The organism is Burkholderia perseverans, assembly GCF_022870505.1.
GTDB classification, from domain to species: domain Bacteria; phylum Pseudomonadota; class Gammaproteobacteria; order Burkholderiales; family Burkholderiaceae; genus Burkholderia; species Burkholderia plantarii.
Genome location: NZ_CP045093.1, coordinates 2891429 through 2904164 on the forward strand (window position 1 = coordinate 2891429; position 12736 = coordinate 2904164).

Genomic DNA, 12736 nt, shown 5'->3' on the forward strand with positions numbered 1-12736 from the left:
CGTTCGCCGCCGCCCCGCTGCTCTTGGCGCAGCGGTTTCCTAGTCGGCCGCCCGCCCCTGCGCGGCCATCTCGCCTTCCGTCCATCGTCCCTCGGAAGCGCGAAGATGCGCGCGCATCGCCGTTTGCGCGGCGATCGGATCGCCCGCCTGCAGCGCCCGCAGGATGTCCTCGTGCTCGCGCGCGGCGGCGGTCCAGGTCAATGGATTTTCCACGTGCCCGCGCAGCGCGGCCGCGATCGGATCGTGGCGGCTGTCGAACAGTTCGGCGACGAAGCGGCTCAGCACCGCATTGCCGGCGGCCTCCGCGATCAGCATATGGAACTGCCGGTCGGCCTCGAGCGGTGACTTGCCGGCGGCGGCCAGCCGATGCATCCGCTCGATCGAGCGACGCAGGCGGTCCGCCGTCGCCGCCGTCATGCGCGCGGCGGCCAGCACCACGACGCTGCCCTCGATGGCCGCGCGCGCCTGCATCAGTTCCGACGGGCTGTCGCCCAACGACGCGACGGCGGCTTCGTCGCCGACGCCCGCCTCGCGCACGTATACCCCCGACCCGACCCGGATCTCCACGTTGCCGCCGATCTCGAGCGCGATCAGCGCCTCGCGCAGGGACGGACGCGAGACGCCGAGCTTCACCGCCAGTTCGCGCTCCGGCGGCAGGCGCTCGCCGGGCGGGAAATCGCCCTGGCGAATCAGCGTCAGGATCTGGGCGGCGATGGATTGGTAAAGCCGCTTGGGCTCGGTTGCTTTCATGTTGAGGGTTCGGCGAGCGGACGAGGCCACGCGGGACGCACGGCCGGGCAAGTCTAGCATGCCGCGCAAGCCTCTACTGACGGGCTTTCTCACCCGAAATCAGGGTTTTCACCATTGGTCAGGCCCATCACAAAACTTCATATTGGCTTGACCAAACTACCACAATACGGTCTAATTCGCCGCAATTGGACTGACCAGCGCAAAGCCAGGCCGGCCACCTTGAAGGAGACACGATGAGCATTCCCAGCAGCCTGCCCGGCGCGGCGGCGGCCCCTGCCAGGCCCCCGACGGAGGAGATCCTCGGCCTGGAAGGCATCGGCAAGCGCTTCCCCGGCGTGGTGGCACTCGACGGCATCACGTTCGGCGTGCGCTGCGGCGAGGTGCATGCCGTCTGCGGCGAGAACGGCGCCGGCAAGTCGACGCTGATGAAAATCATCAGCGGCCAGTACCGCCCGGACAGCGGCGTGATCCGCTATCGCGGCGAGGCGGTGCAGTTCGGCTCGAGTTCGGCGGCACAGGCGGCCGGCATCGCGATCATTCACCAGGAGCTGAATCTCGTCCCGCACCTGAGCGTGGCGGAGAACCTGTACCTGGGCCGCGAGCCCAGGCGCGGCCCGTTCGTCGACACGCGCCGCCTCAAGGCCGACGCCGGCCGCTGCCTCGCGCGGATCGGCCTGAAGGTGCCGCCGTCGACGCTGGTCGGGACGCTGTCGATCGCGCAGCAGCAGATGGTCGAGATCGCGAAGGCGCTCTCGCTCGATGCCCGGCTGCTCATCATGGACGAGCCGACGTCGTCGCTGACGGAATCGGAAACCGCCCAGCTGTTCCGCATCATCAAGGAACTGCGCGCCGAGGGCGTGGCGATCCTCTACATCTCGCACCGGCTCGATGAAATGGCGCACATCGTGGATCGCGTGACCGTGCTGCGCGACGGCCGCCACATCTCGACCGACGACTTCGCCGCCCTCGGCGTCAACGACATCGTGGCGCGCATGGTCGGCCGCTCGCTCGACGAGGCCTATCCGGTGCGCGAATCGGTGCCCACCGGCGAGGTGCTGCTGAGCGTGCGGGACCTGCATCGCAACGGCGTGTTCGGCCCGGTGTCGTTCGACCTGCGCCGCGGCGAGATTCTCGGCTTTGCCGGGCTGATGGGCGCGGGACGCACCGAGGTGGCGCGCGCGATCTTCGGCGCCGACCGGCTCGACGGCGGCACGATCGCGCTGCACGGCGAGCCGGTGAGGATCCGCTCGCCCCGCGAAGCGATCCGGCACGGCCTCGCCTACCTGTCGGAAGACCGCAAGAAGGAGGGGCTCGCGCTGGCGATGCCGGTGGCCGCCAATCTCACGCTGACCAACGTGCGGGCCATCTCGTCGCGCGCCGGCTTCCTGCGGTTTCGCGAGGAGCAGCGCGTCGCGCAGCGCTACGTGAAGGACCTGGCGATCCGCACGCCGTCGGTCGACCAGATCGTGCGCAACCTGTCGGGCGGCAACCAGCAGAAGGTCGTGATCGGCAAGTGGCTCTACCGCGGCTCGCGGATCCTGTTTTTCGACGAGCCCACGCGCGGCATCGACGTCGGCGCGAAGTTCGCCATCTACGGCCTGATGGACCGGCTCGCCGCGCAGGGCGTGGGGGTCGTGCTGATCAGCTCGGAACTGCCCGAGCTGCTCGGGATGACCGACCGCATCGCCGTCTTTCACGAGGGCCGCGTGACGGCGGTGCTCGACACGCCGCACACCAGCCAGGAGGAAATCATGCACTACGCTTCGGGGCGCACCCATGCTTGACATCACATCCGATCCCACCCACGTCGCCAGGCAGGCCGCCCATCAGCGGCGCCGCGACCTCATCCAGAAGTTCGCGGCGCTGGGCAGCCTGGTCGCGCTCGTGATCGCGTTTTCGCTCGCCAGTCCGGCGTTCTTCTCGGTCGACAATCTGATGACCGTCTGCCTGCAGGTGACCTCGATCGCCTACCTCGGGGTCGCGGCCACCTGCGTGATCATCGCCGGCGGCATCGATCTGTCGGTCGGATCGGTGCTGGCGCTGGCGGGCGTCTCGGCCGCGCTGCTGGCCAGGTCGGGCGTGCCGGTGCCGGCCGCGATGCTGTGCGGGATCCTGGTCGGCGCGCTGTGCGGCATCGTCAACGGCATCTGCGTGACGCGCATGGGCCTGCCGCCGTTCATCGCCACGCTCGGCATGATGCTGGTGGCGCGCGGCCTCGCGCTGCAGATCACCGGGGCGCGCCCCGTCTCGGATCTCGGCGACGCGTTCGGCACGCTCGGCAACGGCGCCCTGTTCCGCATCTCGCGCATCGGCCCCGACGGGTTTCCCGACGTCACCTTCCCCGGCATTCCCTATCCGGTGGTCGTGATGATCGTGCTGTTCGTGGGCGTGTCCGTGCTGCTGTCGAAGACCTCGCTCGGGCGCCACATCTACGCGGTCGGCTCGAACGCGGAGGCGGCGCGGCTGTCCGGTGTCGACGTGCGCGGCGTGACGCTGTTCACCTACGTGCTATCCGGCGCGATGGCCGGCGTGACGGGTTGCATCCTGATGTCGCGCCTCGTGACCGGGCAGCCCAACGAAGGCGTCATGTACGAACTCGATGCGATCGCCAGCTCCGTGATCGGCGGCACCTCGCTGATGGGCGGCGTCGGCACGATCTCGGGCACCGCGATCGGATCGTTCGTGATCGGCGTGCTGCGCAACGGCCTGAACATGAACGGCGTGTCGAGCTTCATCCAGCAGATCATCATCGGCGTCGTGATCCTGGGCACGGTCTGGATCGACCAGCTGCGCAACCGGAAGCGGTAAACCCCACGAAGCGCAGTTCCCGAAGTGCGTTTCACCCAGGCAGTCCAAACACAGGCAGTCCAATAACACGAGACAGGAGCGAGACATGCGGAAACTTTCCCTGCTGGCGGCAGCGGCAATGGCGTGCGCGGCATTCAGTACCGGTGCATTCGCGGCGGGCGGCGAGATCGCCGTGATCGTCAAGACGGTCAATTCGAACTACTGGCAGAACGTGCAGAAGGGCGCGAAGGCGGCGCTCGACGGCGCGCCGGGCTACACGATGACGTTCCAGGGGCCGGCGGCCGAATCGAACATCGCCGACGAAGTGAACATGGTGGAAAACGCCGTCAACCGGCATGTGGCCGGCATCGTGCTGGCCGCGTCCGATCCCGACGCGCTGGTGCCCGCCATCAAGAAGGCATGGGAAGCGCATATCCCGGTGGTGCTGATCGATTCGCCGGTATCGGCGTCGGGCAAGCCGTACTACCAGTCGTTCCTGTCGACCGACAACGAGAAGGCCGGCGAACTGTGCGCCAAGGCGCTGATCGATCGCGTCGGCCAGACCGGCAAGATCGCCGTGATGTCCTACGTGCCCGGCGCCGGCTCGGAAGTGGGCCGCGTGGGCGGGTTCCGCAAATACATCGCGGCGCATTCGAAGCTGCAGATCGTCGGCCCGTACTACTCGCAGTCGCAGATGGCGACGGCGCTGAACCAGACCACCGACGTGCTGTCGGCGAACGCCGACCTGAAGGGCATCTTCGGCGCGAACGAGCCGACCGCGGTGGGCATGGGCCGCGCGCTCAAGCAGGCCGGCAAGGCGGGCAGGATCACCGCCATCGGCTTCGACGGCAACGAGGACCTGCAGGGCTTCGTGCGCGACGGCACGCTCCAGGCGATCGCCGTGCAGGGCTCGTGGCAGATGGGCAACCGGGGCATCCAGACCGTCGTCGGCGTCATCGAACGCAAGCCGGTGGCGAAGTTCGTCGATACCGGCGTGGTCATGATCGACAAGCAGAACCTCGATTCGAAGGAAGCGAAAGACGTCCTCTATTGAGGCCGTGCCCGCCGCTCCACTTAACGCCGGTTCGCCATTTTCCTGTCCGCATCATGAACGCTCACGAAACCCGCGCCCTGCCCCGCAACGGGCTGCCGCTGACGGCGCTCGGCCTCGGCTGCTCGCAGCTGGGCGGCCTCTACGAGGCCATGCCGGACACCGAGGCCGAGGCGCTGATGGCGGCGGCCTGGGCCGCCGGCCTGCGCTACTTCGACTCCGCGCCGTTCTACGGCTACACGCTGTCGGAACACCGCACGGGGCGCGCGCTCGCGGCACGCCCGCGCGACGCGTTCACCTTGAGCACCAAGGTGGGCCGCCTGATGCGGCCCGACCCGGGCGTGCGGCCCGGCGACGACGGCTGGGCCGCGCCGCTGCCGTTCCGCCCCGTCTTCGACTACAGCTACGACGGCATCCTGCGCTCCCACGACGACAGCCGGCAGCGGCTCGGCCTGGCGCGAATCGACGTGCTGTACGTCCACGACATCGGCCGCATGACGCATGGCGAGCGCCATGCGCACCATTGGGACTGCTTGACGAAGGGCGGCGGATTCCGTGCGCTGGAAGCGCTGCGCGCGGCCGGCGAGATCGGCGCCGTCGGCCTCGGCGTCAACGAGTGGGAAGTGGCCGCCGACGCCCTGGACGAGACGGCGCTCGACGTGATCCTGCTGGCCGGCCGCTACACGCTGCTCGAACAGACGGCGCTCGCGCCGCTGCTCGACCGCTGCGTTCGGGCACGCACGGGCCTCGTCGTCGGCGGCGTGTTCAACTCCGGCGTGCTCGCCGGCAACGGCAAATTCAACTATGCCGACGCGCCCGCCGCCGTCGTCGCCAAGGTGGCGCGGCTCGCGGCCGTCTGCGAGCGCTTCGCGGTCCCGCTGCCGGCCGCGGCGCTGCAGTTCCCGTTCGCGCATCCGGCCGTGGTGTCGTGCGTGATCGGCGCGCGCAGCGTGGCGCAGCTGCAGCAGAACATCGCCTGGCTCGAACGCGACATTCCCGACGCGCTGTGGGACGCGCTCCGGCGCGAGGCGCTGATCGACGATGCCGCGCCGGTGCCGCGGAGCGCGACATGATGCGGGCGTCGACGCCCACCGGCACGACCGGCGGATCGAGGCGCGCGCCGGTCATTGGCCGCCTCGCCATCCGCAGGCGATCTTCGATGCCGCTCGCGACCGCTTCGGCGGTCATGCCTGTCGTTTCCACGGAATCGGTCCGTCGGGCCGGTCCACTCGATTCCACTGAAAGGAGCTTCCATGCTTAGCGTGATCTGCGAAGCGCCCGGCGTGCTGCGGGCGCTGCAACGCGACCTGCCCGTGCGCGGCAGCGGCGAAATACTGTTGCGCGTGAGCCGCGTCGGCATTTGCGGCACCGACCTGCACATCTTCACCGGCAATCAGCCGTACCTCGAATATCCGCGCGTGATGGGACACGAGCTGTCGGCGGTCGTCGTCGAGGCCGAGGCCGGTTCCGGTTTCGACGCGGGCGACGGCGTCTACGTCATGCCCTATCTGTCGTGCGGACACTGCGTGGCCTGCCGCCAGGGCAAGACCAACTGCTGCGTCGACATCAAGGTGCTGGGCGTGCATCGGGACGGCGCCCTGACCGAGTATCTGAGCGTTCCCGCGCAGTTCGTACACAAGGCCCGGGGCATATCGCTCGACCAGGCCGCGATGCTCGAATTCCTGGCCATCGGCGCGCACGCCGTGCGGCGCGCGGACGTGCAGCCGGGCCAGCGCGTGCTGGTCGTGGGGGCGGGACCGATCGGCATGGCGGCGATGATCTTCGCCGGGCTGCGCGGCGGCACGGTGACGTGCCTCGACACGCGCGCCGACCGGCTGGCGTTCTGCCGGTCGCAGCTCGGCATCGAGGCCACGGTGCCGGTGGGCGACGGCGACGCGGCGCGGCTGGCCGCGCTGACGAACGGCGAGTTCTTCGACGTCGTGTTCGATGCGACCGGCAACATCGACGCCATGAACCGCGGCTTCGCGTTCGTCGCGCACGGCGGCCGGTACGTGCTGATCTCGATCGTGCCGGGCCAGGTCACGTTCTCCGATCCGGAATTCCACAAGCGCGAGATGACGCTGCTGGCGAGCCGCAACGCCACCGCCGCCGATTTCGACACCGTGCTGGCGGCGATGCGCGACGGGCACATTCCCGACCAGGCGCTGAACACGCACCGCATGCGGCTGGACGAAGTGCCCGAGGCGCTGCCGCGGCTGCTGGAGCCGGGGCAGACCGTGGTCAAGGCGCTCGTCGAGTGCTGACCGGCATGACCACGCCATCAGGACTCGCCGCATGAGCGTCCCCATCCTTCAGTTCGGCACCAGCCGGTTCCTGCTCGCGCACGTCGCCTTCTTCGTATCCGAGGCGCTCGCGCGCGGCGAGGCGATCGGCGGCATCGGCGTGGTGCAGACCACCTCGAACCCGTCGAGCCGGGCCCGCATCGACGCGCTGGCCGCGACGGGCCGGTATCCGGTGCATCTGCGCGGGCGGGCCGACGGCGTCGCGATCGAACGCGTGGTCGAGTGCCTGGCCGTCCGCCGGGCATGGACGGCCGCGACCGACTGGGCCGCGATCCGCCGGGCCGCCGTCGACGACGTGCGCGTGATCGTGTCGAACACGGCCGATGCCGGCTACCGGCTCGACGAACGCGACTCTGCCGACGCGCTCGCCGACGCGACACGGGTGCCGCACAGCTTCCCGGCAAAGCTGCTGACGCTGCTGCATGCGCGCTGGCGGGAGCGCCCCGCCGACGGCGTCACGCTGCTGCCCTGCGAGCTGATCGCGAGCAACGGCGACACGCTGCGCGACATCGTGCTGGGCCTGGCCCGGCAGTGGCGCCTGCCCGACGGCCTGATCGCCTACCTGCTGCACACCTGCGTCTGGGTGAATTCGCTCGTGGACCGGATCGTATCCGGGGCGATCGATCCGGTCGGCGCGATCGCCGAGCCGTATGCGCTGTGGGCCGTGGAGCGTCACGCCGGCATGACGCTGCCCTGCACGCATGAGCAGATCGTCGTGACGGACGACCTCGCCGGCCACGAACGCCTGAAGCTGTTCTTCCTGAACCTGGGCCATACCTGGCTGGCCGAGCAGTGGCTGCGCCAGGGCCGCCCGCCGGACGAAACGGTGCGCGAGGCGATGGGCGATCCCAGGCTGGGCGACGGGATCGAGCAAGTCTGGCGCGACGAGGTGCTGCCGGTGTTCGTCGCGCTGGGCCAGCGCGATGCCGCCGAGCGCTATATCGACACGGTGCGCGACCGTCTGCTCAACCCTTACCTCGACCATCGCATCGCGGACATCGCGAATCACCACGACGAGAAGATCCGGCGCCGGATCCGCCCGTTGATCGCGCTGGCGCACGCGCACGCGCCGGGCCGCGCCCAACCGCGTCTGCGCGGCCTGCTGGCCGCGCACAACCTGCCGGAACCGAGTTCAGAGGTCCACCCATCATGAATCCAGCCACGCTCCTGAAGCTGCATGGCGACGACAACGTCGCGCTGGCCCTGCGCGCGCTAGAGGCCGGCAGCGTCGTCGAACTCGACGGGCATGCCCTGCCGGTACTCACGCCGGTGCCGGCCGGCCACAAGATCGCGACCCGCGCGCTCGCCCGCGGTGAGCGCGTGACCAAATACCGGCAGACGATCGGCGTGGCGCGCCACGGAATCGAAGCGGGCGAGCACGTGCACGTGCATAACGTCGACATGCCGGCGCATCCCGCCGGCGGCACCGCGCCCGCCGCCGCGCCGCCGCATGCGGCCGGCGCCGCGCTGTCCGATACCTTCATGGGCTTCGTCCGCCCCGACGGCCAGGTGGGCACGCGCAACTTTATCGGCGTGATCGCGAGCGTCAATTGCTCGGCAACGGTGTGCCACGCCATCGCGGATGCGTTCCGCGGGCCGGCCCTCGACGCGTTTCCCGGCATCGACGGCGTCGTCGCGATCACGCACCAGAGCGGATGCGGGCTGGCGGCCGCCGGCGACGGCATCGCCCTGCTGCGCCGGACGCTGGCGGGCTACGCCCGCAATCCGAACTTCGGCGGCATCCTGCTGGTGGGCCTCGGCTGCGAGGTGAACCAGCTCGACGGCCTGCTCGACCTGCTCGACGCGCCGGGCGCCGACCCGGTCCGCACGCTCGTGATCCAGGACGAAGGCGGCGTGCGCCAGACGGTGACGCGCGGCGTGGCCATCGTGCGCGAGCTGATCGGGCATGCCGGCCGCGCGCGCCGCACGGCCGTCTGCGCCTCGCAGCTGAAAGTCGGCCTGCAATGCGGCGGCTCGGACGGTTACTCCGGCATCACCGGCAATCCGGCGCTCGGGGCGGCCGTCGATCTGCTGGTGCGCCACGGTGGCACCGCGATCCTCTCGGAGACGCCGGAGATCTACGGCGCCGAGCATCTGCTGACGGCGCGCGCCGCTTCCGGCGACGTCGCCGGGCGCCTGCTCGACAGGCTGCAATGGTGGGAGCGTTATGCCGCCGAGCACGGCGGCGAGCTGAACAACAATCCATCGCCCGGCAACAAGGCCGGCGGCATCACCACCATTCTCGAGAAATCGCTGGGCGCGGTGGCCAAGGGCGGCAGCTCGCCGCTGAATGCGGTCTACGACTATGCCGAGCCGGTCACCGCGCGCGGCCTCGTGTTCATGGATACGCCCGGCTACGACCCGGTGTCGGCCACCGGGCAGGTCGCCGGCGGCGCGAACCTGATTGGCTTCACGACCGGCCGCGGCTCGGTGTTCGGCTCGAAGCCGGTGCCGACCATCAAGATCGCGACCACGACCGGCCTGTTCGAGCGGATGCGCGCGGACATGGATTTCAACAGCGGCCCGATCGTCGATGGCGGGCTCGGCGTCGAGGCGGCGGGCGCGCAACTGTTTCGCCTGATGCTCGAGGTCGCCTCGGGACGACGCACGAGCGGCGAGGACAACGGCATCGGCGACCGCGAGTTCGTGCCCTGGCTGCGCGGGGCGGTGATGTGATGGACCACGGTCCGGCGGTGACGGCGGGTAGTTGCAGTCGGTGATGACGTTCGATGGTCGCGTCGGGCGGCCACGTAGTTGGGAGAACGAATGAACGACGTGTACCCCACGACGATCGAGCGGCGCGCGCGGAAGCATCGGACCGGGCCGGCGGCGCGGTCCGTTTCACTGTCTTCGCTGGAGTGCTCGCTGATGCGCGAGGCGTTGCTGCTGCTGATCGATTCGCGCCGGCGGGCACTGGAGCTGGCCGAGCAGATGTGTCGGCAACGACGGCTCGCGGCGCCCTGCGTTCAGGACTTTCACATCCCCGCGGTGCTTCGGCTCCTGCGCGAACTCGGCGACGGCGAGCCGCCAGGCGATGAAGGGGGCGGCGCTCGCGAGCGGCACGACCGCGTGCAAGACGCCCCGTAGGCGCGCGGCCCCCAAGCGGGGGCCGCGCCGGCAAGGGCGCGACCCGGCAGCGCCGGGCCGCCGGCCGTTACCGGTTCGCGAACTGGTCGCGCAGATCGCGAATGCGATCGTGATTCTGCAACACGCCCTGGTACTGCCGCTCGACCAGCGCGCGCACCTCGACGGGCAGTTCGTCCTTTTCGAGCGCATCGTGATAGCGCTTCTTCGCGGCGTCCTCGCCGCGCTCGCACTCGGAGAGGATGTCATGGTCGCTGCGGTCGGTGACGGCGGACTTGAGATTGACCCAACCGCGGTGCAGCGCGCCCGTGGTCGAGCCGCCCGTTTTCGGGTCGCCCCCGAGTTGCTGCACCAGGGCCTGCAGTTCCCCGACGCTGCGCGTGCAATCGGCGGCACGCGTCTGGAACAACGCCTTCAACTGCGGATCGTGGGCATCCTGTGCCGCTTTTTCGAAACCCAGCTGCCCGTCCTTTGACGTTTCGACCAGGTCGTTCAGAACCGACACAACGTTCGTGCTCATGGCGTATCTCCTCGTGGATGGAAGGAAGGGTGCCGACAGACGGCAAGCCTTTCGAGCAAGTGCCGTACCCATCGCCCGGCCGGCCACCTCGCGGGCGTCGGCATGCTCGCGCGGCGAGGTATCGAGAAGAGGCCATGGCGGCAAGGCAGGTCCAGGCGGGGCGGCGGCCGCGCTGGATTGAGCGACGGCGGCCGCGCCGCCGGCGCCACGTCCTTCGCCGCGCCTGTCGGGCAGCGGGGCCTGCCGCGACGCCGGCATCGGCGGGCCGTGACCGGCACCGGGAATGGCAGCAAATACAAACGTCGAACCGATTTTTTCATGCTCTGGCGGCCAGCCGGCGCCCCCGGATCGGTGTCGCCGCATGGCGAGGTGCCGGGACGGTCGCCAGGGTCGCCCTGACGCCCATGCCCGGAAGCCGCGAGCGGATCGCGCCGATTCGTCGTATCGATGAGGCGGTCGGACTGCCGGCCATGGCGGTTGCACCACTCCCGCCGATGTCGCACTCCATCGCGGAGGCGGTGCGAACGCTCCCCAGGCGGGCGGTGGCCGGCGGCGCCTGCGGGAAGCGGTGCGCACCGGCACCAGCCGGATTCGACACGCTTCGTGGACAAGCCTGCCGTAGCCGGGCCGGACGTCATCGTCCGAGGCCGGCGAAGTCCGGCGCCCGCCTCGCGACGCGATGAAAAAAGCCGGCCGCGCGATGCGCGACCGGCCTCGGTCACTCGGGGAGCCGCCCGTCGTTCGAGCGCGCAGGCGCCCGGACGTTCGGACGCTCACACGCTCGCGGCCGGCATGCGCGCCTGCAGCGGCACCGACATATCCTCGAGCTGCTCGCGCGTCAGCACGACGTCGGTCGCGATCAGCGCGCGCCCCTGCACGTATTCCTTGGTCGCGTTCACGGCGTCGAGCGCGATCACGCGGCCCGCGCGAAGATAGAGCACGACGAACGCGCGCGCGGCCACGTCGCCGCGCACCACCACCTCGTCATGGCCGTCGGGAATCCCCGCCATCTGGATGCGCAGGTCGTACTGGGTCGACCAGAACCACGGCACGCCCGGCTTCGGCGCCGGCTTGCCGGTGATCGCGGCGGCCACGATGCCGGCCTGCTCGACCGCGTTCGGCACGCTCTCGATGCGCAGCGCGTCGCCGGCCACGAGCGGATGCGCGCGGCGCGCGCAATCGCCGATCGCGTAGACGTCGGGCAGGCTGGTGCGACAGGCCTCGTCCACGTCCACGCCGTTGCCGCCCCGCGCGCCCGCGTCGATCAGCAGCTGCGCGTTCGGCACGATGCCGATGCCGGCGATCACGAGATCGGCGGCGATCGAGCGGCCGTCGGCCAGCTCGACCGACGCCACGCGCCCGTCACGGCCCTTCAGCGCGGCGACCTGCGCGCCCGTCACGATCTCCACGCCGCGGCCGCGATGCTCGGCCTCGACGAACGACGACAGCGCCTCGCCGGCCACGCGCGCGAGCAGGCGCGCCTGCGCCTCGACCACCGTCACGCGCACGCCGCCCAGCTTGGTCAGCGCCGCGGCCGCCTCGAGCCCCACGTAGCCGCCGCCCACCACCACCACGTGCTCGCGTCCGGCGAGGTCCGCCTTCAGCGCATCGATGTCGTGCTTGGCGCGGATCACATGGATGCCGTCGAGCGTCGCGCCCTCGCAGCCGAGCCGGCGCGGCGTGCCGCCCGCGGCCCACACCAGCTTGCCGTAACGCAATGCGCTGCCGTCGGCCAGGCGCAGCACGTGCGCCTCGGCATCGACCGCCTCGACGCGATGCGCGAGGCGCACGTCGATCGCGCGTTCGAGCCACGCCTCCGGCGTGCGAAAGCGGATCTGCTCGGCGCCGCGATCGCCGGTCAGGTAGTCCTTCGTCAGCGGCGGCCGTTCGTAGGGTTGCTCGGCCTCGTCCGACAGCAGCGCGACGGTGCCCTCGAAGCCTGCCTTGCGCAGTTCGGCCGCGCAATTCGCGCCCGCATGCCCTGCCCCGACGATCACCACATCCAATGCGTCCATGCTTCGTTCCTTTGTTCAGTTGCGCCCGTGGTCCGGCCGGACGCGATCCCGGCGGCAGCGCGCGAGCCGGCACCGGCGTGTCCGGTGCGCCGCGGCGGCATGCCTAACGAAATGAAACATCCAGCCATCGCGCGACACGGGGCGGCAAGCATGCGGCCCGGCACGCGCATCGGCGAACCGCGAGTATCGCCGTTCGGCGCGCGCGCATCAATCGGCACGCGCCGCA

General features: G+C 70.2%; 11 protein-coding genes. 8 read left to right on the forward strand and 3 right to left on the reverse strand.

The window, feature by feature from the left end; all coding sequences use genetic code 11:
* Nucleotides 1-39 precede the first annotated feature (39 nt).
* Complete coding sequence (locus BpN12_RS11980; protein WP_246794700.1) at nt 40-750, reverse strand: FadR/GntR family transcriptional regulator; 711 nt, start codon at nt 748-750, stop codon at nt 40-42.
* A 233-nt stretch (nt 751-983) separates the two neighbouring features.
* On the opposite strand from BpN12_RS11980, the gene BpN12_RS11985 reads away from it, so the two are divergent.
* The 8 genes from BpN12_RS11985 to BpN12_RS12020 all read left to right on the forward strand — a co-directional run bounded on the left by BpN12_RS11985 (nt 984) and on the right by BpN12_RS12020 (nt 9978).
* Nucleotides 984-2534 (forward strand): sugar ABC transporter ATP-binding protein, encoded by a 1551-nt coding sequence (locus tag BpN12_RS11985; RefSeq protein ID WP_246792805.1) that lies wholly within the window; start codon nt 984-986, stop codon nt 2532-2534.
* The gene (locus BpN12_RS11990; RefSeq protein ID WP_246792806.1) at nt 2527-3558 is read left to right on the forward strand and encodes an ABC transporter permease; all 1032 of its coding nucleotides are present in this window, start codon (nt 2527-2529) and stop codon (nt 3556-3558) included. Before BpN12_RS11985 ends, BpN12_RS11990 begins: the two co-directional genes overlap by 8 nt.
* Nucleotides 3559-3643: 85 nt before the next feature.
* Nucleotides 3644-4591, forward strand: coding sequence for an ABC transporter substrate-binding protein (locus BpN12_RS11995; RefSeq protein WP_246792807.1), 948 nt, complete (start codon nt 3644-3646; stop codon nt 4589-4591).
* 53 nt (nt 4592-4644) lie between these two features.
* Entirely contained in the window at nt 4645-5661 is a 1017-nt protein-coding gene (locus BpN12_RS12000) for an aldo/keto reductase (protein WP_246792808.1), read from the forward strand.
* 180 nt (nt 5662-5841) lie between these two features.
* Nucleotides 5842-6852, forward strand: a complete 1011-nt coding sequence (locus BpN12_RS12005) for a zinc-binding alcohol dehydrogenase family protein (protein ID WP_246792809.1) — start codon at nt 5842-5844, stop codon at nt 6850-6852.
* Nucleotides 6853-6883: 31 nt separating this feature from the next.
* The gene (locus BpN12_RS12010; protein ID WP_246792810.1) at nt 6884-8044 is read left to right on the forward strand and encodes a mannitol dehydrogenase family protein; all 1161 of its coding nucleotides are present in this window, start codon (nt 6884-6886) and stop codon (nt 8042-8044) included.
* Nucleotides 8041-9567 (forward strand): UxaA family hydrolase, encoded by a 1527-nt coding sequence (locus tag BpN12_RS12015; protein ID WP_246792811.1) that lies wholly within the window; start codon nt 8041-8043, stop codon nt 9565-9567. Before BpN12_RS12010 ends, BpN12_RS12015 begins: the two co-directional genes overlap by 4 nt.
* Before the next feature lie 90 nt (nt 9568-9657).
* On the forward strand, nt 9658-9978 hold the full coding sequence (locus BpN12_RS12020; protein ID WP_246792812.1) for a hypothetical protein: 321 nt from the start codon (nt 9658-9660) through the stop codon (nt 9976-9978).
* A 67-nt stretch (nt 9979-10045) separates the two neighbouring features.
* Here BpN12_RS12020 and BpN12_RS12025 read toward each other — a convergent pair whose 3' ends face one another.
* Nucleotides 10046-10495: a PA2169 family four-helix-bundle protein gene (locus tag BpN12_RS12025; RefSeq protein ID WP_246792813.1), complete on the reverse strand. Its 450-nt coding sequence runs from the start codon at nt 10493-10495 to the stop codon at nt 10046-10048.
* 773 nt (nt 10496-11268) lie between these two features.
* Nucleotides 11269-12510, reverse strand: a complete 1242-nt coding sequence (locus tag BpN12_RS12030) for an NAD(P)/FAD-dependent oxidoreductase (RefSeq protein WP_246792814.1) — start codon at nt 12508-12510, stop codon at nt 11269-11271.
* Nucleotides 12511-12736 lie beyond the last annotated feature (226 nt).

Excerpts from the sequence above, each read along its gene's own strand:
- BpN12_RS11985 (WP_246792805.1), top strand. The coding sequence starts at position 984 with ATGAGCATTCCCAGCAGCCTGCCCGGCGCGGCGGCGGCCCCTGCCAGG.
- BpN12_RS12010 (WP_246792810.1), top strand. The coding sequence starts at position 6,884 with ATGAGCGTCCCCATCCTTCAGTTCGGCACCAGCCGGTTCCTGCTCGCG.
- BpN12_RS11995 (WP_246792807.1), top strand. The coding sequence starts at position 3,644 with ATGCGGAAACTTTCCCTGCTGGCGGCAGCGGCAATGGCGTGCGCGGCA.
- BpN12_RS12025 (WP_246792813.1), bottom strand. The coding sequence starts at position 10,495 with ATGAGCACGAACGTTGTGTCGGTTCTGAACGACCTGGTCGAAACGTCA.
- BpN12_RS12005 (WP_246792809.1), top strand. The coding sequence starts at position 5,842 with ATGCTTAGCGTGATCTGCGAAGCGCCCGGCGTGCTGCGGGCGCTGCAA.
- BpN12_RS12000 (WP_246792808.1), top strand. The coding sequence starts at position 4,645 with ATGAACGCTCACGAAACCCGCGCCCTGCCCCGCAACGGGCTGCCGCTG.
- BpN12_RS12020 (WP_246792812.1), top strand. The coding sequence starts at position 9,658 with ATGAACGACGTGTACCCCACGACGATCGAGCGGCGCGCGCGGAAGCAT.
- BpN12_RS11990 (WP_246792806.1), top strand. The coding sequence starts at position 2,527 with ATGCTTGACATCACATCCGATCCCACCCACGTCGCCAGGCAGGCCGCC.
- BpN12_RS12030 (WP_246792814.1), bottom strand. The coding sequence starts at position 12,510 with ATGGACGCATTGGATGTGGTGATCGTCGGGGCAGGGCATGCGGGCGCG.
- BpN12_RS12015 (WP_246792811.1), top strand. The coding sequence starts at position 8,041 with ATGAATCCAGCCACGCTCCTGAAGCTGCATGGCGACGACAACGTCGCG.
- BpN12_RS11980 (WP_246794700.1), bottom strand. The coding sequence starts at position 750 with ATGAAAGCAACCGAGCCCAAGCGGCTTTACCAATCCATCGCCGCCCAG.